The 24,180-nt window shown below is 43.6% G+C and carries 13 protein-coding genes; 8 read left to right on the forward strand and 5 right to left on the reverse strand.

What is annotated here, in order from left to right; all coding sequences use genetic code 11:
• Positions 1-4: 4 nt before the first annotated feature.
• Positions 5-1,516 carry a GH3 auxin-responsive promoter family protein gene (locus HMPREF1532_RS08215; protein WP_005927544.1) on the forward strand — a complete coding sequence of 504 codons (1,512 nt, stop codon included), beginning with the start codon at positions 5-7 and terminating at the stop codon, positions 1,514-1,516.
• A gap of 375 nt (positions 1,517-1,891) precedes the next feature.
• Here HMPREF1532_RS08215 and mnmA read toward each other — a convergent pair whose 3' ends face one another.
• Positions 1,892-2,953, reverse strand: coding sequence for a tRNA 2-thiouridine(34) synthase MnmA (gene mnmA, locus HMPREF1532_RS08220; protein ID WP_005927546.1), 1,062 nt, complete (start codon positions 2,951-2,953; stop codon positions 1,892-1,894).
• 54 nt (positions 2,954-3,007) lie between these two features.
• On the opposite strand from mnmA, the gene HMPREF1532_RS08225 reads away from it, so the two are divergent.
• The 4 genes from HMPREF1532_RS08225 to cysS all read left to right on the forward strand — a co-directional run bounded on the left by HMPREF1532_RS08225 (position 3,008) and on the right by cysS (position 13,048).
• Positions 3,008-6,055 carry a DEAD/DEAH box helicase gene (locus HMPREF1532_RS08225; RefSeq protein ID WP_005927549.1) on the forward strand — a complete coding sequence of 1,016 codons (3,048 nt, stop codon included), beginning with the start codon at positions 3,008-3,010 and terminating at the stop codon, positions 6,053-6,055.
• 151 nt (positions 6,056-6,206) lie between these two features.
• Positions 6,207-10,514 carry a pectinesterase family protein gene (locus HMPREF1532_RS08230; protein ID WP_005927552.1) on the forward strand — a complete coding sequence of 1,436 codons (4,308 nt, stop codon included), beginning with the start codon at positions 6,207-6,209 and terminating at the stop codon, positions 10,512-10,514.
• Between the two features lie 184 nt (positions 10,515-10,698).
• Positions 10,699-11,514, forward strand: coding sequence for a Cof-type HAD-IIB family hydrolase (locus HMPREF1532_RS08235; RefSeq protein ID WP_005927555.1), 816 nt, complete (start codon positions 10,699-10,701; stop codon positions 11,512-11,514).
• 58 nt (positions 11,515-11,572) lie between these two features.
• Positions 11,573-13,048, forward strand: a complete 1,476-nt coding sequence (gene cysS, locus HMPREF1532_RS08240) for a cysteine--tRNA ligase (protein ID WP_005927558.1) — start codon at positions 11,573-11,575, stop codon at positions 13,046-13,048.
• Between the two features lie 90 nt (positions 13,049-13,138).
• Here the strand turns inward: cysS and HMPREF1532_RS08245 are convergent, their stop codons facing one another.
• Positions 13,139-14,686, reverse strand: a complete 1,548-nt coding sequence (locus HMPREF1532_RS08245) for a sulfatase family protein (RefSeq protein WP_005927560.1) — start codon at positions 14,684-14,686, stop codon at positions 13,139-13,141.
• Positions 14,687-14,885: 199 nt separating this feature from the next.
• Positions 14,886-16,088, reverse strand: a complete 1,203-nt coding sequence (locus HMPREF1532_RS08250) for a glycoside hydrolase family 88 protein (protein ID WP_005927563.1) — start codon at positions 16,086-16,088, stop codon at positions 14,886-14,888.
• 247 nt (positions 16,089-16,335) lie between these two features.
• Here HMPREF1532_RS08250 and HMPREF1532_RS08255 point away from each other — a divergent pair, with 247 nt between their 5' ends.
• Positions 16,336-16,740, forward strand: a complete 405-nt coding sequence (locus HMPREF1532_RS08255) for a PaaI family thioesterase (RefSeq protein ID WP_005927565.1) — start codon at positions 16,336-16,338, stop codon at positions 16,738-16,740.
• Here HMPREF1532_RS08255 and HMPREF1532_RS08260 read toward each other — a convergent pair.
• Entirely contained in the window at positions 16,730-17,605 is an 876-nt protein-coding gene (locus tag HMPREF1532_RS08260) for a DUF3108 domain-containing protein (RefSeq protein WP_005927567.1), read from the reverse strand. The two genes, HMPREF1532_RS08255 and HMPREF1532_RS08260, sit on opposite strands and share 11 nt — an antisense overlap.
• The gene (locus HMPREF1532_RS08265) at positions 17,550-19,454 is read right to left on the reverse strand and encodes an Ig-like domain-containing protein (protein ID WP_005927569.1); all 1,905 of its coding nucleotides are present in this window, start codon (positions 19,452-19,454) and stop codon (positions 17,550-17,552) included. The genes HMPREF1532_RS08260 and HMPREF1532_RS08265 overlap by 56 nt, the downstream gene beginning before the upstream one ends.
• 316 nt (positions 19,455-19,770) lie before the next feature.
• On the opposite strand from HMPREF1532_RS08265, the gene HMPREF1532_RS08270 reads away from it, so the two are divergent.
• Positions 19,771-20,931, forward strand: coding sequence for an efflux RND transporter periplasmic adaptor subunit (locus HMPREF1532_RS08270; protein ID WP_005927575.1), 1,161 nt, complete (start codon positions 19,771-19,773; stop codon positions 20,929-20,931).
• Positions 20,932-20,957: 26 nt separating this feature from the next.
• On the forward strand, positions 20,958-24,161 hold the full coding sequence (locus HMPREF1532_RS08275; protein ID WP_005927577.1) for an efflux RND transporter permease subunit: 3,204 nt from the start codon (positions 20,958-20,960) through the stop codon (positions 24,159-24,161).
• Positions 24,162-24,180: the final 19 nt, after the last annotated feature.

Here is a 24,180-nt window from a genome sequence, read left to right on the forward strand (position 1 = left end):
AGAAATGAATATCACAAAGATTATAAGACAAGCGTTCAATTCCCGTTTAAAAGAAATAGACCTCTATGTGAGCCAGGCCGGAGAAATACAGCATCGTGTCATGACACGGCTCGTTAACCAGGCTGCCAATACCGAATGGGGAAAGAAGTATGATTATAAATCGATACGAAATTACGAGGAGTTTAAAAGCCGTATCCCTGTACAAACCTATGATGAGATAAAACCTTACGTAGAACGTCTTCGGGCAGGAGAACAGAATCTACTCTGGCCCTCGGAGATTCGTTGGTTTGCCAAGTCTTCGGGAACCACCAACGATAAGAGTAAATTCCTTCCCGTAAGCAAAGAAGCCCTGCAAGATATTCACTACCGCGGAGGAAAAGATGCGGCGGCTCTCTATTTCCGGATAAATCCGGACAGCCATTTCTTCTCCGGCAAAGGATTGATTTTAGGTGGCAGTCATAGTCCGAACTTAAATTCCAATCACAGCCTTGTAGGCGATTTATCTGCCATTCTTATACAAAACGTAAGTCCCCTTATTAATCTGATACGCGTTCCCAGCAAGAAAATAGCTCTGATGAGCGAATGGGAAACCAAGATAGAAGCAATTGCCAACAGCACGATTCCGGTCAATGTTACCAATTTGTCGGGCGTACCTTCATGGATGTTGGTACTCATTAAACGTATTCTCGAAAAAACAGGCAAACAAACATTAGAGGAGGTATGGCCTAACCTTGAAGTATTTTTCCACGGAGGGGTGGCTTTCAATCCTTATCGTGAACAATACAAACAGGTGATCCAATCGCCCGGAATGCATTATGTGGAAACCTACAATGCTTCTGAGGGTTATTTCGGAACGCAGAACGATCTTTCAGACCCGGCCATGCTGTTGATGATCGATTACGGAATATTCTACGAATTCATGCCATTGGAAGAAGTTGGCAAAGAATTTCCCCATACCTGCTGTCTGGAAGAGGTAGAATTGAACAAGAATTATGCAATGATTATCTCTACTTCCTGCGGGTTATGGAGATACATGATTGGCGATACTGTAAAATTCACAAGTAAAAACCCGTATAAGTTCATTATCACCGGACGCACCAAACACTTCATCAATGCCTTTGGCGAAGAACTGATAGTGGATAATGCAGAGAAGGGACTGATTAAAGCCTGTGCAGCAACCGGTGCACAAGTCAGTGATTATAGTGCAGCACCGGTATTCATGGACGAACATGCCAAATGTCGCCATCAATGGCTGATAGAATTTGCGAAAATGCCTGATTCCATCGAGAATTTTGCTGCGATATTGGACGCTACTCTTAAGGAAGTAAACTCCGATTATGAAGCCAAACGCTGGAAAGATATCGCCTTGCAACCACTTGAGGTGATCGTAGCCCGGAAAGGATTATTCCATGATTGGCTGGCCCAAAAGGGCAAATTGGGCGGACAACACAAGATCCCCCGCCTAAGTAATACAAGAGAGTATATCGAAGAAATGCTGGAATTAAATGAAGAATAATGTGACAATATGCCAATGTGTCAATGTGCCAATTGCTATTCAGCATTCAGTATTTAGTATTTAGTATTCAGCATTTAGTATGATAACAGTACGGGTGGTTGACACATACTGACATATTACAACCACAAAAGCGGTGGAATATCACTATCAAATTCTCCCCATTCACCGCTTTCACCTTTTCGAGCAATCAGCTTGTTCATCGGCATTTGAGGGTGAAGGCTCGTCCCCCCGTTTTTATGCACCGTGCAAAAGTCTCTTACGAACGCTGCATACGGGTCGTACGGATAATGCCCAGTGAAGGTAAGCACGCTGCTTACGATTACTGATGTGCCGTGACAGCGCAGCCAATTGGTACATTGGCATATTGGCGCATTGTCACATTGTTATAATACCTCCCCCCAACAGCAAGCCATCTTTATAAAAGGCGGCAGCCTGCCCGGGCGCAACAGCTGTAAGAGGTTCAAGAAGCCGGAGATGTAGCAATCCCTCTGTTGTCAACCGCACCTCGCAATGGTTTGCCTGTTTCCGGTAGCGTATTTTTACGATAATATCGTCATGCCCGAACAAACGGGACTCGTCGATTATGTTCCAATCTTTCAGCCACATCTCCGTCTTCTCAAGAGCCTGCAATGAGGATAAGACGATTTTATTTTCCGCCGGCCATATTTCTTTCACAAATACAGCACGGTTTAAATCGATACCCAACCCTCTACGCTGTCCGATTGTATAAAACGGATATCCGTCATGCCAGGCAATAAAATCCCCCTTTTCATCGACAAATTTGCCTCTTTCAATGCCGGTTGTCGTAAAGCCGGACTGCAAATTCTTTTTCAAAAAGCTACGGTAATCCATCGGACAAAAGCAGACTCCGATACTGTCTTTTTTAGTGGCGGCTTTTTCAAACCCTCTCGCAGCAGCAAAAGCACGTGCTTGCGGTTTCGTCATTTCCCCCATTGGCAGCAACATCCTCCGAAGAATATCCTGTTTCAACCCCCATAAAAAGAAAGACTGATCTTTATCCGAATCGGCAGCAGGTGTGATATAATATTTCTCATCCATCCATATTTTGCGCACATAATGGCCGGTGGAAATATAAAAAATACCCATTTCATCGGCCAACATTGCCAACAATGGCCATTTCAGATAATTATTGCAAAGCGTGCAGGGCACGGGAGTATGACCTGCTAAATATTCATCGATAAAATAAGTGACAATACGTTCATGAAATATCTTACGGGCATCGTAAGTTATATGCCTGATACCAAGCCGTGACGCCAATATACGAGCATCTTCCAAATACTCCGTAGAATCATTCAGCTCAAAAAAACGGAAAGTCACTCCTACCACCTCATAGCCGGCGTCCTGCAACAACATGGCAGCAACCGAACTATCGGTCCCGCCACTCATTCCCAACAATACACGTTTCTTTTGCTCCATCATGCCGCAAATTTAAACAAAATCCCGTATCTTTACCTTTTCAAACTAAATAGAATGAAAGAAACAACGCCACATAGCCAACTTGTCATCGTCCTTTCTGAACATCCGGTACTGGGCATGCTGCTCATACCGTATATCGCAGAAAGAACTACAAAGGAAGAACTTTGTCTGATGGAACAAGCTTTCCATCTTTCTCCAAAAGCTGTGGCACAATTGAGCGAAACAGAACAAAAGGCCATTGAAATCGCGTCACACTACACCGAGAAATATTTGATGACGGTCTATTCCAAAGACAAGACGATTCCCAAGTTCCTCCGTAAACTATCCGAAGATCCGGCAAAGTTGAAAAATATCCGCCTGTTCATCGAGAAAAAACTGATAGAAATGATGGAATTGATCCGTACTCATGCCCTGCTTTTATATCAGAAACAAACAGGCAGCAAATTACTCTACTCACATCACGCCTATCATGTACATAGCAAGGACACAGAAGTTCACTTCTCATTTGAAGTGAACGAGCAATCATTCAGCTATCAACTGCAATGTTATAATGAAGGTAAAATCATTCCTCTTATGGAACTAAAACCGGTAATTGTCCTGACCGCCAATCCGGCAATCTTGTTATTGGGCATGGAAGTATACATTTTCCGGCACATAGAGGCAACACGGTTGCTCCCATTTACAAAAAAAACAAAGATTCGCGTAGACGCTTCACTCACCGAAAAATATATCGACAACATTCTCATTCCTATTGCCAGTTATCACACTATCAGCGCGAAAGGATTGGATATCCGCAAGGAAGAGAGACCTTGTGACTGTCTGCTATACGTAGAGGAAACAATCTATTCCACTCCACTTTTAAGATTGAATTTCCGCTATGGGACTGAACTGTTCACACCTCAACCCACCGAAGAAATAAAGAAATTCTTCTCACGGGAAGTTATAGAGGGTAAAAACATCATATACTATTTTCAACGTAACACTGATGTGGAAGAAGAAGCCATACAAATCCTCCAAAACACCGGACTGGAACGTATTAATGATTCTCACTTCAAACTATCGGAGAAAGCACCGGAGAAGAGCATAACCGAATGGATCACCGTACATCGGGCCATGCTACAAAGTTCGTTTATATTGACCAGCGACTTACAAGATACACCGTACTGCCTGGAGGAAATTCACATCGAACAAAGCTATGATGACGGACCGGACTGGTTCGAACTACACATAACGGTGGTCATTGGTAATTTACGAATACCTTTCAGCCGCTTCCGTAAACACATTTTGGAAGAAAAGCATGAATATACCCTCCCCGACGGACGGATAATCCTACTACCTGAAGAATGGTTCAGTAAATACGCCAATCTGATGGAAATAGGCATGACACGAGGAAAGAATATCTACGTAAAACGCCCGTTTATGGGCATCGTAGAATCTATCATGGAAAATAATAATCCTAAGGAATTCATTCCTCCCCAATTTCAACAAAAATATCCCGTACCTATAGAAATAAAGGCCCAATTACGCCCGTACCAACAAAAAGGTTACGCCTGGATGATGAATCTTTACGAACAAGGTTTCGGAGGATGTCTTGCCGATGACATGGGATTGGGAAAAACGTTGCAGACACTCACTTTACTACAAAAGATTTACAGCCGCAATCATGATGATAGCGACACGGAAAGAGAAAAGACCGAACTCCCGAAAAACAAGAGTGGAATATCGGTGGAATACGAACGGAATCCCATATTAAAAAGCGAGCCGGTCCGTATCGATGAAATGGGGCAATTTGAACTTTTCGGAGATCTGACGAAGGAAAACACATTGAATAAATGTGAAGTTTCCCAACGTACCGCCGAAACTACTCGCAAACCGAGTACACTGATTGTAGTTCCCACCTCACTGTTACATAATTGGAAACGAGAAGCAGCCCGCTTCACCACTCTGTCTATGGCGGAATACAATAGTAATAGCCATTACAAGGAAGGACATCCGGAGCAATTTTTCAATCGTTTTCATCTGATATTCATCTCTTACGGTACCATGCGGAATAAACTCGATGTTCTCCGGCAATACTGTTTCGAGTACATCGTACTGGACGAAAGCCAGAATATCAAGAATAGTGATTCACTAACTTTCCGTTCCGCCATCCAATTGCGCAGCCGCCATCGTCTCGTGCTGACAGGTACTCCTATTGAAAATTCCCTGAAAGATCTTTGGGCACAATTCCACTTCCTGCAACCGGATCTTTTGGGAAATGAAAGTGCATTTACCAAGCAATTCATTAATCCCATCAAGCAAGGGAACAGCCGTATGGAATTACGCCTGCGCCAGCTTATCACTCCCTTTATCCTGCGTAGAAGTAAAAGTGAAGTCGCACCGGAACTGCCACCCCTTACAGAAGAAATTATCTACTGTGACATGCCGGAATCACAAGATGAAATATACCTGCAAGAGAAAAACAGTCTTCGCAATACCCTGTTGCAACTCAGTCCGAATAAAAAACAACACCAGCAGTTCACGGTACTCAATGGCATTTCCCGATTGCGCCAATTAGCATGTCATCCGCGAATGATATTCTCCGATTATGAAGGAAGTTCGGGAAAACTGGAACAGATCATCGACACTTACAGAACCCTCCGTAGCGAAGGACACAAAGTTCTGATATTCTCCTCCTTCGTCAAACATCTGGAGCTGATAGCTGCGGAATTTCATAAATACGGCTGGCAATATGCCCTACTTACCGGTGCTTCCACCAACCGTCCGGAAGAGATCGCCCGATTCTCACAAACAGAAGAAATACAAGCTTTCCTCATCTCCCTCAAGGCCGGAGGGGTAGGTCTCAACCTGACACAAGCAGATTATGTATTCATCGTAGACCCATGGTGGAATCCCGCCGCCGAAGCACAGGCCATAGCCCGCGCACACCGCATCGGACAAAACAAGCAGGTCATTGCCTATCGTTTCATTACGAAAGACAGTATTGAAGAAAAAATCATCCGGCTACAAGAAGACAAACGGTTGTTGGCCGAAACATTCATCACCGATAGCGAATCGATTCCGACATTGACCGACCAAGAGTGGATCGGTCTGTTAGAATAAGCTAACCTTGTATTTTTTAGTATGATAGATAGACAAACTGTTTTATCTTGTGTAATATCTGACTTAATCAAAAAACAGGTAACCGCCTTATTTAGAGTTTATATTATATTCGCCCCATCAGAATAATATTAACTTTAATCATTCTTGTATTATGAGAAATGTATATTACACTATTCTTGCAGTTGCATGCCTGATAGGTAGTTTAACCGCCAAGGCGTCAACAAGGGCGGAGAACAGCTCCGGGTTTACAGACATCAAACTTGATTTGATGAAGGGAAATTTCCTCACTTCCGATGAAATTGCAAACAAAAATCAAGTCACATTTGGCATAGCGATTGCAGAAGACGGTACTCAAACCCGCGTATCAGCAGACGATGCATCTGCCAATATCGTACTAAAAGATTTTAAATACCACAGTGACGAGCATGGTCTCAATCCGGGTACAGCCATTGTAAAAGTACAAGGAGCCGTAAAAATCTCTATTGGAACATGTGCCTGGGGTGGTGATGTGACCATTACAAATGCCGATGGAACAACCGTGGCAAGTATGAATACCAATAATGGAAAATGCTACCACAATGATCAGACTTGTGCTGAAGCATACTACAATGGAGCAGCAACTACGCTTTCCATAAAAGGAGGCAACTATGTGCCCTATATAGCAATTGAAACAGCCAACGATGTTCCTGCAAATTCCAAAATCACCTTTTCTTTAGGTGAATATACCAATGCCGGCACAGCTCCTTCAGAAACTGAAGTGCAGACAGGTGCTACCTACACACTTCCCTTGAACAGAACTTTATATGTGGAAGGTAAAACATTGACAGCTTGGACCGATGGTAACAATAGCTACCAACCGGGTGAAGAAATAACAGTTACCGAAGACTTAGCTTTAACAGCCGTTTTTACTGACAACACCGTATCTCTAAATGACCGGGAAGACGAAGTGACGGTTAGCTGGGATTTTCAACGTAAGAATGGTGCCCCTACTTTAGCCTACGAAAAAGTAACCGGTATCTATGTAGCCCAAACTACCGTTAACGGCCAAGTTATTGATGTAAAAATAGATCTGGATACTACTTCCGGAAAAATAGCCAATGCCGGTTGGACAGACTGGGCACAAATGAATCCAGGTACTATCCTTACTATTCCTGCTGCCAAAAACTGTACAATTTCTTTGGAATCATACAGCGCAACGACCACTACCACTATTGCCGGCGATACCAACTATCAACTATCCGGAAACGTAGCAACCTATGTTTATGGAGGCGATGCTGAAAACATTGATATTGTTATAGGTGATGGTTCTTACTTCAGATACTTCACAGTAGTTTATCCCAAAGTAGAAAGCAATATCCAAGAACGTCCCGTTTATGTGACGGATTTCACTGACTGGCAAAGTTTGTCTTCCAGCAGCGCACCGGCCACTGTTGATCAAACCACTAATTTCAGTAATGAAACTCTCACTTTTACATTTGATGGAGTAACCGTTTCTCCTAATGGAACCAATAGTAAATTCCCTGCTGATGCAATGGGATATGCCATGGCAGAAAAAAATATGGCAGGTACGATCGTTACTTCAAAGCTGAGTAACATCACCCGAGTACGTTTCCGCCATGCTGCCACGGGAAGCAAGCGTGGTTATAAACTGGAAAAGAAAAATGCCACAGATGCTGATTGGGTAGTATTATCCGATGCCGTTGCCGATCCGGCAGGCGGAGCATGGGTGGAATGTGCCGTTAATGAAAACGATGTACAGTTACGTTGGACCAATCTGGCACCTGCTCAAAATGCCTATATGCTCGACCTTGAAATTTATTCCAACGTTGAAATCACCGTACCGCAAGTCACATTGGCAACAAACGTATCGCCCGCAGAAGCCGGAAGTATATCCGTTTCCCCTGTCAGCAGCCAATACGATGAGGGTTCTGAAGTGACGCTGACTGCTAACAAGAATTTCGGCTATAAATTTGTGAAATGGGTGGATGCAGCCAATCAGACGCTCTCCACCGATGCAAGCTACAAACAAATATTAAACGAAAGCATGGTGATCACGGCCGTGTTTGAACAAATAGCGACCTATTCACTCAAAACCAGCGTAGAAGGTGGAGCAAACAGTTATATGATAACCGCTACTCCCGATGCGACCTTAGTAAATGGCGAGAAAATGTATGAAGGAGGAACTCTTGTCACTCTTACGGCAACAGAAAATCCTATTCTGAAATTTACTAACTGGAAAAGCGGAGAAACGACCAATGAACTATCCGTAACCATGGACGATAATAAAGAGTACGTTGCCGTATACAGTGCTTCTGACTATATCGTAGGGTGGGATTTCATCCTAAAAGGCAACAACAGCCGTCCCGCAGACTTCATCTCCACAAGTGAAAATGAAGCAACCGCACTGATTCTTCGCAAAGAAGACGGAACCACTCAAAGCTGGCTGGATAAATCAAAAGAGTCAGGAGGCTACGAGGGTGAACCCGCTGCCGTAAACTGGAAAAACATCTCTGAGAAATATTACTACGAGACCAAAGTAAATGCAGCCGATTTCATCGACATCAAAGTTACTTCCAAAATGCTGTATAATTACAATGCATATTCCGTGCAAAAATTAGAATATTCTTTGGATGGAACCAATTATAAGGAAGCCGCCCGCATCACCCTGACAGGTGCAAAAGCGTGGACACCGTTGGAAGCTACGTTACCCGCAGAATGTAACAATGCAGAGTCACTGCATCTCCGTTGGATTCCTGATTACAGCTCTGATATTGTAGGTACAGCATCCGACAATGACGGTACGGCTATCGGTGCAATTTACATCACCGGAACAGAAAACGGGATTCCTCCGGCAGATCCACCCAAATTGTTATCCAGCATCCCGGTAAACAACGCCGAAGAGATTTCGGCTACAGGACGTATCGTATTGACCTTTGACAGCAAAGTAAAAATGGCAGACGGCGCCGTAGCGACTTTGGGAAATAAAACACTGACTCCGACCGTATCAGGCAAGACAATCACTTTCTCCTATATGGGCTTGGACTACAACACTACTTATACATTCACATTGCCAGCCAATAGTGTATCCAATTTATTCGATAATGAGGTAAAAGAGGATATCACCATCCGGTTTACCACCATTGCCCCTCCGGCAGTGACTCCGGGCATGTATGATGCCATCGTCAGCAATGCCGACGAATTGCTTGAAGCCTTGGCACAAGGTAACGCTGCTTCTACTTCCGGTGCACGTTTCCGCATTTTCCTGCATGACGGGGTTTACGACTTGGGAAGCAAATGCCTGACGGACGTAAAATCGAACATATCACTGATTGGTGAAAGCATGGAAAACACAATGATCGTAAACAAGGCCCCTGCAGAAGGAATCTCTATCAGCGCTACCCTACAGCCAACAGGAGAAAACATATACATGCAGGATATCACCTTGAAAAATGATTATGACTACATAGGAACTACCGGACGTGCAGTATGTCTGCAAGATAAAGGAAACAAAAACGTATACAAGAACGTGCGTATGCTAAGTTATCAGGATACTTACTATTCTAACAACAACCGTATGCGTTCATACTTCGAAGACTCTGAAATTCATGGTACCGTAGACTTCATCTGCGGTGGCGGCGATGTCTTCTTCAACCGTACGTTACTCTATCTGGAAAATCGTTCTGGAAACTGTATTACAGCACCCGCCGGTGATACCGATTGGGGATATGTATTCAATGATTGTATCATCGACGGATACGATGCAAACAAAGGTACATATGCATTAGGACGCCCTTGGCAAGGTGCTCCGATGAGTGTATGGATTAATACGACGATGAAGGTTATTCCAAAAGCAGAAGGATGGAGTGATATGAGCGAAACGATTATTCCGAAATTATTTGCGGAATACAACAGCCACACAGAAAGTGGTATGGCAGTAGATTGCAGTGCCCGTAAAACGAAATACACCGGTGGAACCATCCCGTACAGCCCTGTACTTTCAGCAGAAGAAGCCGCCCGCTTTACCCTTGAAAACGTATTGGGTGGCAGCGATTCCTGGCAACCGGCTTTATTGACCGAACAGGCTGCGGCTCCGATTCTGACAGTCAACGGTTCTACTCTTACTTGGAATGCCAGCGACTACGTATTCTGTTACGCTATCTGCAAAAACGGAAAAGTAATAGACTTCACAAACGAAACTACCTATACGATTCCGGCAAATGCAACCGACGAAGATGTATTCACTGTACGTGCAGCCAACCAGATGGGTGGACTCGGACAAGCATCCAACGGAAGTAACGCTACCGGCATCGATCAAAGTACCGTAAACAAAGAAGTGGTAGAACGTCAATACTACAATGTAAACGGTATTCGTATCAATAATACAGAAAAAGGTCTGAACATCATCCGTACCATCTATAGCGACGGTACCATTGATACAGTAAAAGAATTCGTAAAATAAAGTAAGAAAAGGTTTCCCGACATACTTTGCCGGGAAACTATTCTCTATTACTGAATGCCGGCTGCATCCCTTTCATATGCAGCCGGCATTTTATTTGCAAGTAGCTGTTAATTGAAAGAAAACACCCTACCAAAAACAGAAAATATTATCTTTGCGCTCTCATAAATCAAACACTGAACAAAAAATGAATTACAAGCTCCTCGTTCTCGATCTGGACGGCACTCTGACCAACACAAAGAAAGAGATAACACCCCGTAACAGAGAGATACTGATACAGGCACAACAACAAGGCACACGACTGGTATTGGCTTCCGGCAGGCCCACTTATGGCATCGTCCCCTTGGCAAACCAATTACAAATGAATCAGTTCGAAGGATACATCCTCTCCTATAACGGCGGAGAAATCATCGATTGGAAAACTCACGAAATACTCTATTCAAACGTATTGCCCGATACCGCCATTCCTCAATTATACGAATGTGCCAAACGGAACGGCCTTGCCATCCTTACTTACGACAAAGAATACATCATCACCGAGAATCCGGAAGATGAATACGTAAAGAAAGAAGCCTTTCTGAACAAAATGCAAATCCGGGAAACAAACGATTTCCTAGCCGACATCCGCCTGCCTTTGCCCAAATGCCTGATAGTAGGAGAACCGGATAAACTGATAGCAGTGGAATCAGAATTGTCCCTTCTGATGCAAGGCACAATCAGCGTTTACCGTTCAGAACCTTATTTCCTGGAATTAGTGCCGCCGGGTATCGATAAAGCCCGGTCACTTGCCGTATTATTGGAGAAGCTGAACATGAAAAAAGAAGAAATGGTAGCTATCGGCGACGGTTATAACGACTTGAGCATGATTAAATTCGCCGGATTAGGAGTAGCCATGGGCAATGCTCAAGAACCGGTAAAGAAAGCTGCCGATTATATCACTCTCTCCAACGATGAAGACGGCGTAGCCGTTGTTGTAGAAAGATTCTTTTCAGCATCAAAATAAGAAATATCAATTATTTATTCTAACTTTGTGGTTTCAAACAGAATAAATATCAAACGTTATGGAACATCAACTGACTATTTACAACACTTTAGATAGGAAAAAGGAATTGTTTGTGCCTTTACATGCACCCCATGTAGGTATGTACGTTTGCGGACCTACCGTGTATGGTGACGCCCATCTGGGGCATGCACGTCCGGCCATCACATTCGATGTACTCTTCCGTTATCTCACCCATTCAGGATATAAAGTGCGCTACGTGCGCAATATCACCGACGTAGGTCATCTGGAACACGATGCCGATGACGGTGAAGACAAAATCGCCAAAAAGGCACGCTTGGAAGAACTGGAACCAATGGAAGTGGTACAGTATTACTTGAACCGTTACCATAAAGCGATGGATGCATTAAATGTACTTCCACCAAGTATCGAGCCGCATGCATCCGGACACATCATCGAACAAATCGAACTGGTAAGTAAAATTCTGGAAGCCGGTTATGCTTATGAAAGCGAAGGTTCCGTCTATTTCGACGTAGCCAAATACAATAAGGACTATCATTATGGCAAACTCTCCGGCCGCAATCTGGACGACGTGCTGAATACCACCCGTGACTTGGACGGCCAGAACGAGAAACGTAATCCTGCCGACTTTGCCCTATGGAAGAAAGCACAGCCGGAACATATCATGCGTTGGCCCTCACCGTGGGGAGATGGTTTCCCCGGATGGCACGCTGAATGTACAGCGATGGGACGGAAATATTTAGGAGAACACTTCGATATTCACGGAGGAGGTATGGACCTGATATTCCCGCATCACGAATGCGAGATCGCTCAATCGGTGGCCTCTCAAGGCGATGACATGGTGCATTACTGGATGCACAATAACATGATTACGATTAACGGTACCAAGATGGGCAAATCGCTCGGCAACTTCATCACATTGGATGAATTCTTTAGCGGAACCCACAAGTTACTGACGCAGGCATATACCCCGATGACTATTCGCTTTTTCATTCTGCAGGCACATTATCGCAGCACGGTAGATTTCAGCAATGAAGCTCTGCAAGCATCTGAAAAAGGGCTGCAACGTCTGATGGAAGCCGTAGATAACTTGGAGAAAATCACCCCGGCAGCCACTTCTACAGTCAGCGTAAAAGAAATCCGTACGAAGTGCTATGAAGCCATGAACGATGACATGAATACGCCCATCGTTATAGCCAATCTGTTCGAAGGCGCCAAAATGATTAACAATATCATTGCCGGAAACGATACAATCTCCGCTGAAGACTTGAAAGATTTAAAAGAGACATTCCATCTGTTCAGTTTTGAAATTCTCGGTTTGAAAGAAGAGAAAGGCTCTTCAGATGGCCGTGAAGCGGCTTATGGAAAAGTAGTCGATATGTTGCTTGAACAACGTGTGAAAGCGAAAGCAAACAAAGACTGGGCGACTTCCGACTTCATCCGTAACGAACTGACCGCACTGGGATTCGAGATCAAAGATACCAAAGACGGCTTTGAATGGAAGCTAAACAAATAAAGAGGAAACCCTGTCTATAACAATAAAATGCCGGATCAAAACAAGTCGATCCGGCATTTTTTCTTTACCTATATTCACTAATACCCCAATTTATTCATAAGAAATCATATTTGACAATATACGTTCCCTATACCAGGGATCATCTATCTCTTTCAGCATTCCCCCCATTTCCGAACAAAGTTGTTTCACCACCTCTTTATTCTCCTCCAATGAAAGGTTATTCATCTGATAAGGGTCTTTTTCATCATCAAACAACAGACTCTTTTTCAATTGCTTCGTATTGCGATCGATATAAAGCGCCATTGTGTAACGATGCGTCTTGATTCCCCTTGATGAAGGAAAATAAGATGTCACTAACCCGTTTTCATCTTTCTCTCCATCCAGATTCTGAATGTATAAGGCACCTGTCGGACGTACGATATCAGCTTTTTCATCGAAGAAAAGCGGAGCAAAATTGCGTCCCTGTACTTCAGCAGGAATAGAATCTCCAAGACCGCACAATCCCAACAGGGTAGGCATAATATCCGGTGAAGAAAGCATCAGATTATCCACTCGCGGGCGGATTTTATCCGGATACCGCACTATAAACGGAACATTCATCGACTCTGAATAAGGAGAGTTTTTCGGGTCATCCGTACGCTGGCTACACATAGTTTCTCCATGATCCGAAGAGAAAACGACAATTGTATTCTTATCCAGTCCCATCTCCTTCAATGTTGCCAATATCTGACCAAAAGCACGATCGACGCCAGTCACCGATGCAAAATAGTAACGAGCCGATTCCGCCTTTTCCATTTTCGCATCTGCATTGGGCCGAATCAAAAGACTATCAAGCGGACGGTCTTTATACAAATTGAAATCTTCCTCCATACAGTCGTCCAATGAACGATACGGACTATGCGGAGGATTCATTCCTACCATAATAAAGAACGGCTTTTTCATATCGCGCACATTGCCCTCGTTTTTCAAGTACGAAACAACCATCCCGGCTTCGTGTAAGGGCGACCATTCCTTAGGGTCATGACGTTTCCCGTCCGTATCCCAATAATGAGGATTCTTATGTTCATCAAATGTGCCGTAAGAATACCAATAATTAAATCCGTGTCGACGTTCCTTCGGAGTATAAGCATCCCATACCGGCCGCTTTTCTTCTACATACTGTCCCGGATTTTCCGGATCATTCGGTGTCGGAAAATCAGCATGCAATTTTCCAAAATAAGCACAATCGTAGCCTGCACTTTGAAACACGTCACCGATACACTCTGCATCTTCACGCAAGGAACTGATGGGGCGATTCGAATTACAATTCAAAGGTATACCACTCTTGTTAGGATACATTCCTGTCAACAAACTGCCACGATGAGGACTACTCAACGGACAATTACTCTGTGTTGAAGTCAGTACCACTGATTCGCGGGCAAAAGCATTCAAATTAGGTGTATGCACGGGATCGGCTTTAAAATTCACCTTTTCCCGGAATCCCTCCTGTCCCCAAAATTCCATCGCCTGATTGCGATACTGATCAGGAAAAACATAAATGATATTGGGATGTTCGATTTGTTCAGCCTGTGGAGCTTTACACCCCTGCATAGCAAACAAACTCAAACCGCCGAATAATAAATTTATCTGATTGTTCATGACAAATGACTATTGATTACTAGTAAGCAAGTAGTTAAGTAGTTAAGTAGTCAAGTAGCAAGTAGTCAAGTAGCAAGTAGTCAAGTAGTAAGTAGTAAGTAGTCAAGTAGAATAGATTCATTCTGAAACATGCACTCTTTTTTGATAGCCGGACTATCACCTACTCACTACTTGACTACTTAACTACTTGACTACTTAATTACTTTTTCTCCATATCTCTCTTACGCATCAATCCCTCCAAGAAGTAATAATCGGCATAGTTCAACGGAACATCGATTTCGGAGTCGTGAGGGATGCTGCCTACGGAGTGCATCAGTATAAAATTACCGTTTGTTCCTACTGCTGCACGGTAAGCCGGCGAGCCAAGACTCTCCATGATTTTATCAGCCGTAACCTTATAATCATTTCCCGGAAGATAGTTTTCCATTTCATATAGTGCGGAAGCTGTACAGGCAGCAGCCGAGGCATCACGCGGTTCATTCGGAATATTGGGAGCATCAAAATCCCAATAGGGTACGAGGTCTTCCGGCAGATTTTTATTGGTAAAGATAAAATTGTAGACTTTCTGTGCTTGATCAAGATATTTCTTATCATGGGTATAGCGGTAACAAACCGTGTACCCATACAGTGCCCATGCCTGTCCGCGAGCCCATGCCGACTCATCCGCATATCCCTGCGCTGTCTGTTTCTTACGCACTTCACCTGTTTCCGGATCATAATCCACCACATGATAACAACTATTATCCTGACGGAAATGATGCGCCATCGTTGTATCGGCATGTTTCACTGCAATATTATAAAAAGTAGAATCTCCCGAAAGCGTTGTCGCTTCAAACAACAATTCAAGATTCATCATATTATCAATGATAACCGGACATTTCCAGCCGCGTGTACTCTGCCATCCTCTGTCGGCATCCCACGACTGAATAACTCCTGCATTCGGACGAAAACGAGTAGACAATGATCTGGCAGTTTCCACAATCACATCTTTGTATTCTTTCTTATCAGCCAGGCGATACCCGTTCAGATAGCTGCAACCAATCATAAAACCTACATCATGATGCCATTTCAAATGTTTTACCGAATCGAGTGCTTCTGTATATTTCACTGCCAGTGGCAACCACTTCTTATCTCCGGTAAGCTCATAAGTGAGCCATATACTACCCGGATAAAAGCCAGAACACCAATCATCAATGGGAATATAAACAATATTACCATCTTTATCAATCGTGCGTGGATTCAATACTCTACCCGACTTCTCTATAATATCAGTCTGGATCGTATTCTGCGCAGCAGCATTATCAATGTTATCCTGAATAAAGTCTTTTTCAACCGTTTTAGTGTTGTTGCAACTTGTCAGAATCAGCAGGGAAAATCCCAATACACTCAAAATCGTTTTCATAATACCTGGATTATTTGTGATGTAATTAATTTCATGATGGCAAAAATAGCGCAATCCAACAGATTTGACTGTACTAAATAATCCAATTAAGAGACAAATTTGGTACATTTGCAGAAAATAATATGCCAATGAGCCAATATGCCAATATGCCAATGAACCAATATGTCAATGTCCAACTGCACGTCCAGGTATAGCAGCGCAGCCAATTGGCACATTGGCATATTGACCAATTAACCAATTATTAATCATGACACCACAGGATTTTTTTAAAAACGATCTTTTTGCCGAAAGGGCAGGCATCGTACTCATGGAAGTACGCGAAGGATATAGTAAAGCCCGACTGGAAATAAAAAAGGAACATCTCAATGCAGGAAACCGCACACAAGGAGGAGCTATCTTTACCTTGGCCGACCTTGCCTTAGCAGCCGCTGCCAATTCGCATGGGCAACTTGCTTTTTCCCTATCGTCCAATATTACGTTTCTCCGTGCCAGTGGTATTGGTGATACATTGTATGCCGAAGCCCGGGAGCGATATATCGGCCGGAGCACCGGATATTATCAGATAGATATCACTAACCAAAAAAATGAATTAATCGCCACATTCGAATCAAGCGTATTCCGCAAAGATCAACAAGTACCTTTTACTTTGTGACAATCGAAGTAAGCGGATAACGATTCCCGGTAACACTTCTGAGAAAAGCTTTGGCCGACCCGATATTCAAAAACATATCCAAACGAACCGGGAGGTGGTTTTTATCATCTGTAATATAGAATGTAATCACCTCCTTTTCTTTATCTTTGTCGGTATATTCCACAAATGAGAAAACAAGGCATCGGTAAGTCGTATCATTCTCTGCTTTGATATTTTTCATCCCGCGATAAATCAAGGTCTGTTCTTCTACCCTGCGACCGGTAGCCATAGGAAAGTTTATTTTCTGCCCGATCGTATAGTCGTTCGGATCGTAAGAGCGGGCTTGTGCCAAAATACTGAGCATATCAAAAACACAGCGACTGTCACTATATTCGGTCTCTATAATCTCACCATCCCGGTAAGTACGCTTTTGATTGACAAAGCACAGTCCGTCTTTATAGGAAAACCATGCCTCGTCTACCGTGTAACGTTTTCCCTCTTCAGCTCCTTTGCGGAAATAACGGGGTTCGAGTTTCTCACTGACAATACAAGTCAAAGTGTCCCGCATTTTAAAGAAAAAATCAATTTTCTTACTGCTCACCGACAAGAGATTAAAACGGTAGGCCGGTTTGGAGTGATAAGTCGTCGCATTCGTGGTAAGGCTTGCCAAACCTGCCTTTATCCATACAAATTTCCAGTTGAAATACAAATCGTACATTACATGCTCACCGGACTTGAAAGCTTTGTTCGTAGCTTCACACTGAGCCTTGACCGGCATTGAGAAGCAAACACTAACAATCAATGTCAACCATAGCAGGTTTATACGACTCTTAACGCTGGCGACCGCTTTGATTATTATTCTGGCCTCTTTTCTTCTTGTCTTCATCTGGTTTTTGTTTTTTAAGTTCATCCGGTTTTTGTTTATCCAATGGCGTTGCCTTCACATCCCAAGTCTGTTCGACCTCCCAATTGGCTCTCGGTTCCAATATCTGCGGATAATAGTACACCATTTCCGGCTGCCGCTTCGTTTCGTATTCACCGGTATCCCAGACTCCATTTCCATTCGTATCATTCACCAAACGAGCGCAGTACTTACCCGGATTCAAGAAATAGAAATCTGCTTTCCCATCAACGACAGGTACTTTACGCACTACCTTATCCTGACCATCGAGCAATTCCACAAAAGCAATGGAATCACACCCTGTAACATTAAAATAAATGGCCCCGTATTCCTCCAGAGAACGTACTTTTATGTTCTGCTTTATCTTATCGGTAAACAACCCGTAAATACCATGAAAAGCAGTCGAATCTACCGAGAACTCGTATTCCGTCGCCGGCTCCCAATCATAATACAAATTATACTTACGTAAGTTCAACGAATCCTGTGTAAAATCAAAAGAAACCTCCTCCCATAACGTATCCACTTTCTGTTTCAGGTGGATAGCCGCAGTATCAAACCAGGCTATCGGCTCCTCAAAAGTCAATGAGATATAATCGTACACATCCATAGAAGAAGAGGCACGCGATGATACAGGCAGGAATTTGGTCGGTTCCGGCTCATCCTCTTCATCTTTCTTTCTCTTCTTTTTCTTGGGCTCATCCGTATTCTTTTTCACATTCTTGGCTACAAGCTTCAATGTATCCGTCCGCGGAACCAACTGATTCAATGTATCCGTATACAAATAGCTAAGACTGAATGACAACGTATCTTGCTTATAAATCAACGAATCTTTTACCCAATAATGAATAGTATCATTCTTCAGGCTCTTCTCAATAACAAAAGCATCCTCCTCTTCAAAGTTCAATCCCTTCAACACCGGCAAAGTATCGGCTTTGGCTGCAAAATAAAGCGTAAATTTCTCCGGAGTCAGACGTTCGCTTTTAATAAGATATTGCGAAAACAGATTTTCCGTAAAAGAACGCAATACAATATTATCCGGCAGATAATAAGTATATTTTCTTTCAACAATCGTATCAATAGTCAAAGAGTCCACCCAAGTCGTATCCTGTCGCATACGTTCCTCCCAACGGGGAATAACCAAAGAGTCATTAAAAGCCAGCGCTTCGCTCTTCTGGCTGAAAGAAAAATTCTGATCGGCATCCATCAGACCAAAGATACGGTATTCTCCCGGAGCAATCCCCCGGATTACAAAATGCCCGCGACTGTCCGTACGGGCTACCCGGTCAAACGGCAATTTAGTAAATGCCGTATCGGACAAATTGGAATGTAAGCCCACCAGCATTCCCTTTACCGGCTCCAGATTGGAAGCTTCGAGTAACGTACCGGATACCTCTAACGTATCGATCACATCTCCGGTAGAGAAAGTAAACGCAAAATTACCCAACGGATTTCCTTCATTGTTATCAACGATGGCATCCGAAAAATCAATCGTATAAGTGGTATTGGGTTTCAGTGAATCGAGCAGGTTTATGTTTATCTTCTTTCCCGAAGGTTTAATTTCAGGCTGCTGTGCCTGAGGCGGAGAAATCACAACCTTTTCATTCGCTTTTTCCAATTTTATATATTCATCAAATTCAAGTGAAATTTTCTTCCGGGTGCTGTTAAGTGCCCCGGCAACAGGTGAACTCTTCATAAAACGGGGAGGTGTCTCATCCCTCGGGCCACCGTCCGGACGGCCTATACTGGCACATGAATAAAAAGCAGCCACTCCTGCGACTACCGTCAACACCTTGCGAATAAGCAACTTTATATTATAAGATCTTTTACGTAACATGATGCAAAAATAAAGGTTCTCAGAGAATAAATACTATACTTTACACTAATTTAATGAAAAATCGGGCAATACCGTTCCAAGCATCACTCAGCTGTCATTATTTACCAACAGATGCGACATTTGGAACGAAGTCTCTATTAATAAGAGAAAAACATAGTTAAAAAAGCGGGTATTATAGAACATTCTTACAAGAAATTAAAGTACTTTTGCAGCGAAAACTGAAAAAGCGTATTTCGGTTTTCTTCTTCCATCCTTATACATTACTATGAGCACACAAATTTGTAGAAATTTATCAATAAACACTGAATATAGAAGTATGAAAAGTAGAATTGTATTATTCGCATTTTGTTTGACCCTCTTGTCGAGTTGTGGCAAAAAGGGTTTTGACATGGGAGGAGCTCCGGAATGTGCAGTGCAAACCCTGCAACCCGCAACAGTCAATCTGACCAGTTCTTATCCGGCTACTATTAAAGGAAAACAGGACGTAGAAATTCGTCCCCAAGTATCAGGTTTCATCACCAAAGTTTGTGTAGACGAAGGTTCCATGGTACGCAAAGGACAGGTATTGTTCATCATTGATCCTACGCAATACGAAGCTGCCGCACGTTCGGCCAAAGCAGCCGTAGCAACTGCCGAAGCTGCTGTAAGTACGCAACAGATCACTGTTGACAATAAACGTGCCTTGAACAAGAAAAATATTATCAGCGACTATGATCTGGCTATGGCCGAAAACTCGCTTGCATCAGCCAAAGCACAACTGGCCTCGGCAAAAGCACAGCTTATCAGTGCAGAGCAGAACCTCGGATTTACCAACGTAAAAAGTCCTTCCGACGGTATTGTCAATGATATCCCTTATCGTTTGGGAAGTTTGGTAAGCCCCTCGATCGCTACCCCACTGACTATTGTTTCAGATATTACCGAAATGTACGTTTATGCTTCTCTGACAGAGAAAGAACTCTTGGAATTGGTACGTAAAGACGGTTCGCAAAGCGCTGCCGTAGAGACCTATCCCGAAGTACAACTCCAACTTTCAGACGGAAGTACCTACGATCAAAAAGGAAAAATAGAGACCATCAGCGGTGTAATCAATGCAAACACAGGTGCGGTCAGCATTCGTGCTACTTTCCCAAACAGTAACCACCTGTTGAGAAGTGGCGGTATGGGTAATCTCATCATCCCTTACCACATGGAAAACGCTCTTGTTGTTCCGCAAAAGGCAACGACAGAAATACAAGATAAGAAATTTGTATTCCTGCAACAACCGGACAATACGGTTAAGATGAATGAAATCACCATACTTAACATCGATAACGGACAAGAGTATGTAGTTACCTCCGGACTGAAACAAGGCGATCTGATCGTTATTGAAAATGTAGGTACTCTGAAAGACGGACAAACTATTAAACCGACTACTCCTGCCCAGTCGGAAGCAAACTTCCAGCAAGCTATGCAAGATCGTAAAGAAGGAAAAATGTAAATTCAGCTTATAGAGATAACAAAACTATGAAATTAGATAGATTTATTAATCGCCCGGTACTATCTACGGTAATCTCCATCGTAATAGTCATTCTGGGTATATTGGGACTGTTCTCGCTCCCTATTTCCCAGTATCCGGACATCGCACCGCCTACGGTAAGCGTCTCCACCACTTACCAGGGAGCTAATGCCCAGACGGTATTGAACAGTGTGATTGCCCCACTCGAGGAGCAGATCAACGGTGTGGAGAATATGATGTACATGACATCTACTGCAACAAATACAGGTGAAGCCCGTATCGACGTTTATTTCAAACAGGGAACAGATCCGGATATGGCCGCCGTCAACGTACAGAACCGTGTAGCCAAAGCACAGGGCTTCCTGCCGGCCGAAGTTACCCAAGTAGGTGTAATCACCTCCAAACGCCAGACCAGTATGTTGCTGGTATTCTCGTTGTATAGTTCAGACGATAAATACGATAACGAATTCCTTGAGAATTATGCCAAAATTAATGTAATCCCTGAGGTTCAGCGTGTACCCGGTGTGGGTGATGCCATGGTGCTCGGTGCCGACTACTCTATGCGTATCTGGTTGAAGCCGGATAAAATGGCCCAATACCACCTGATGCCTACCGATGTCTCCACTGCTTTGGCCGAACAGAATATAGAAGCCGCTCCGGGCTCGTTCGGTGAACAAGGCAACCAGACTTTTCAATACACACTAAGGTACAAAGGACGCCTGCAAAGTCAGGAAGAATTTGAAAATATCGTCATTCGTGCTACTTCAGACGGACAAGTGCTTCGCCTGAAAGACATTGCAGAAGTGGAGTTAGGACGTTTAACTTATGGGTATACCAACAACGTTAACGGACACCCGGGTGTTACCTGTATTATCTTCCAAACAGCCGGTTCGAATGCAACACAGATTATCAAAGACATCGAAGCATTGCTGCAAAAATCTGAAGAGACATTCCCTCCGGGTGTAAAAGTAAATATTTCCCAGAATGCCAACGACTTCCTTTTTGCTTCTATCCATGAAGTAATCAAGACTCTGCTCGAAGCATTCGTACTGGTATTTATTGTGGTATACGTCTTCCTGCAAGATTTCCGTTCCACATTAATTCCGGCCATCGCTATTCCAGTAGCTTTGATCGGTACATTCTTTGTACTTTATTTGATCGGATTCAGCATTAATCTGCTGACGCTTTGCGCTATGGTACTCGCCATTGCCATCGTGGTCGATGATGCCATCGTAGTCGTCGAAGGGGTCCATGCAAAACTGGACCAAGGATACAAATCTTCCCGATTGGCTTCTATCGACGCCATGAATGAATTAGGTGGCGCTATCGTATCCATCACGCTCGTAATGATGTCCGTATTTATCCCTGTAAGCTTCATGACAGGCACTTCCGGTACATTCTATCGCCAGTTCGGTTTAACAATGGCTATCGCTATCGGTTTATCGGCAGTCAATGCATTGACACTGACCCCGGCGCTTTGTGCCATCCTGCTGAAACCGCATAAAGAAGATGAAAAGAAAAAATCAACTTTCGTCAGCCGTTTCCATACAGCATTCAATGTCTATTATGACAATATATTGAAACGATATAAAAAAGGTACACTTCGTTTCATCCACAAGCCTTGGTTGACCATCGGTAGTGTAATAGCCGGCATCGCCCTGTTGATGTTCCTGATGAATATTACTCCAACCGGTTTGGTTCCAAATGAAGATACCGGTACTATTATGGCAGTTGTCGACATGCCGCCGGGAAGTTCTATGGAGCGCACCACCGAAGTTATGCAGCGCATCGACAGCTTGTTGGGTGCTGACCAAGCAATCGAAAGCCGGACGATGATTGTCGGTTACAGCTTCCTCGCCGGACAAGGACCAAGTTACGGTTCATTTATCTGTAAATTGAAACCTTGGGAAGAACGAAGCATCAAGCAACGTTCCGATTTCGTATCCGGAATGCTTTATCTGAAAGCCCGTGAAGTCATCAAAGATGCACGCGTATTGCTGTTTGCACCTCCTATGATCCCGGGATATAGTGTATCCAACGGTTTCGAGTTGAACTTGCAGGATAAAACCGGTGGTAGCCTGGATAAGTTCTACGAAGTAGCACAAGACTTCATTACCAAGTTACAAGCGCGTCCGGAAATTCAGTCTGCACAGACATCCTTTAATCCGAATTTCCCGCAATACATGATCGATATTGATGCCGCCGCCTGTAAAAAGGCCGGTCTTTCACCAAACGATATCCTGACAACCCTGCAAGGATATTATGGCGGTCTATACTCTTCCAACTTCAACCGATTCGGTAAGTTGTATCGTGTAATGATCCAGGCAGATCCCGATAGCCGTGCCAACCTTGAATCCTTGAAATCCATCAAGGTACGCAACGGAAATGAAATGGCACCCATCACTCAGTTCATGAGCGTTAAACGTATCTACGGACCGGATAATATCAAGCGATTCAATATGTTTACTGCTATGACTATCAACGGTTCCCCCGCTGACGGCTACAGTTCCGGGCAAGCTATCCAAGCAATGCAAGAAGTAGCTCAAGAATCGTTGCCTACCGGTTACGGTTATGAGTTCTCCGGTATGACCCGTGAAGAACAAAGTTCCAGTGGAAGCAGTACAGCCATGATTTTCGTACTCTGTTTTGTTTTCGTATATCTCTTGTTGAGTGCGCAGTACGAAAGTTATATTTTACCTTTGGCCGTATTGCTTTCTATTCCGTTCGGTTTGGCAGGTAGTTTCATTTTTGCCCATTTGATGGGATTGGCAAACAATATCATCCCGATACTCGGAGCAGCTACCAATAATATCTACATGCAAATCGCCTTGATCATGTTGATGGGACTTTTAGCAAAGAATGCCATTCTGATCGTAGAGTTTGCCCTCGACCGTCGTAAGATGGGTATGAGTATCACTTGGGCAGCCGTATTAGGAGCAGGTGCCCGTTTGCGTCCTATCCTGATGACTTCATTGGCCATGGTTGTCGGATTGATTCCATTGATGCTGGCCATGGGAGTAGGTGCCAACGGTAACCGCGCATTGGGTACAGCTGCCGTAGGCGGTATGTTCATTGGTATGATCTGTCAGATCTTTGTCGTACCGGCCTTGTTCGTAATCTTCCAATACCTGCAAGAAAAAGTTAAGCCGATGGAATGGGAAGATATCGACAACTCTGATGCGGAAACAGAAATAGAACAATATGCTAAATAAAGTTAGAAAAAAATTAAGC

Origin of the sequence: Bacteroides salyersiae WAL 10018 = DSM 18765 = JCM 12988 (assembly GCF_000381365.1) — a bacterium.
GTDB classification, from domain to species: Bacteria; Bacteroidota; Bacteroidia; order Bacteroidales; family Bacteroidaceae; genus Bacteroides; species Bacteroides salyersiae.

Coding starts and splice junctions, on each gene's coding strand:
- mnmA (WP_005927546.1), bottom strand. CDS start 2,953: ATGGAGCAAAAGAAACGTGTATTGTTGGGAATGAGTGGCGGGACCGAT.
- HMPREF1532_RS08235 (WP_005927555.1), top strand. CDS start 10,699: ATGAATTACAAGCTCCTCGTTCTCGATCTGGACGGCACTCTGACCAAC.
- HMPREF1532_RS08265 (WP_005927569.1), bottom strand. CDS start 19,454: ATGTTACGTAAAAGATCTTATAATATAAAGTTGCTTATTCGCAAGGTG.
- HMPREF1532_RS08255 (WP_005927565.1), top strand. CDS start 16,336: ATGACACCACAGGATTTTTTTAAAAACGATCTTTTTGCCGAAAGGGCA.
- HMPREF1532_RS08230 (WP_005927552.1), top strand. CDS start 6,207: ATGAGAAATGTATATTACACTATTCTTGCAGTTGCATGCCTGATAGGT.
- HMPREF1532_RS08245 (WP_005927560.1), bottom strand. CDS start 14,686: ATGAACAATCAGATAAATTTATTATTCGGCGGTTTGAGTTTGTTTGCT.
- HMPREF1532_RS08275 (WP_005927577.1), top strand. CDS start 20,958: ATGAAATTAGATAGATTTATTAATCGCCCGGTACTATCTACGGTAATC.
- HMPREF1532_RS08250 (WP_005927563.1), bottom strand. CDS start 16,088: ATGAAAACGATTTTGAGTGTATTGGGATTTTCCCTGCTGATTCTGACA.
- HMPREF1532_RS08215 (WP_005927544.1), top strand. CDS start 5: ATGAATATCACAAAGATTATAAGACAAGCGTTCAATTCCCGTTTAAAA.
- HMPREF1532_RS08260 (WP_005927567.1), bottom strand. CDS start 17,605: ATGAAGACAAGAAGAAAAGAGGCCAGAATAATAATCAAAGCGGTCGCC.
- HMPREF1532_RS08225 (WP_005927549.1), top strand. CDS start 3,008: ATGAAAGAAACAACGCCACATAGCCAACTTGTCATCGTCCTTTCTGAA.
- cysS (WP_005927558.1), top strand. CDS start 11,573: ATGGAACATCAACTGACTATTTACAACACTTTAGATAGGAAAAAGGAA.
- HMPREF1532_RS08270 (WP_005927575.1), top strand. CDS start 19,771: ATGAAAAGTAGAATTGTATTATTCGCATTTTGTTTGACCCTCTTGTCG.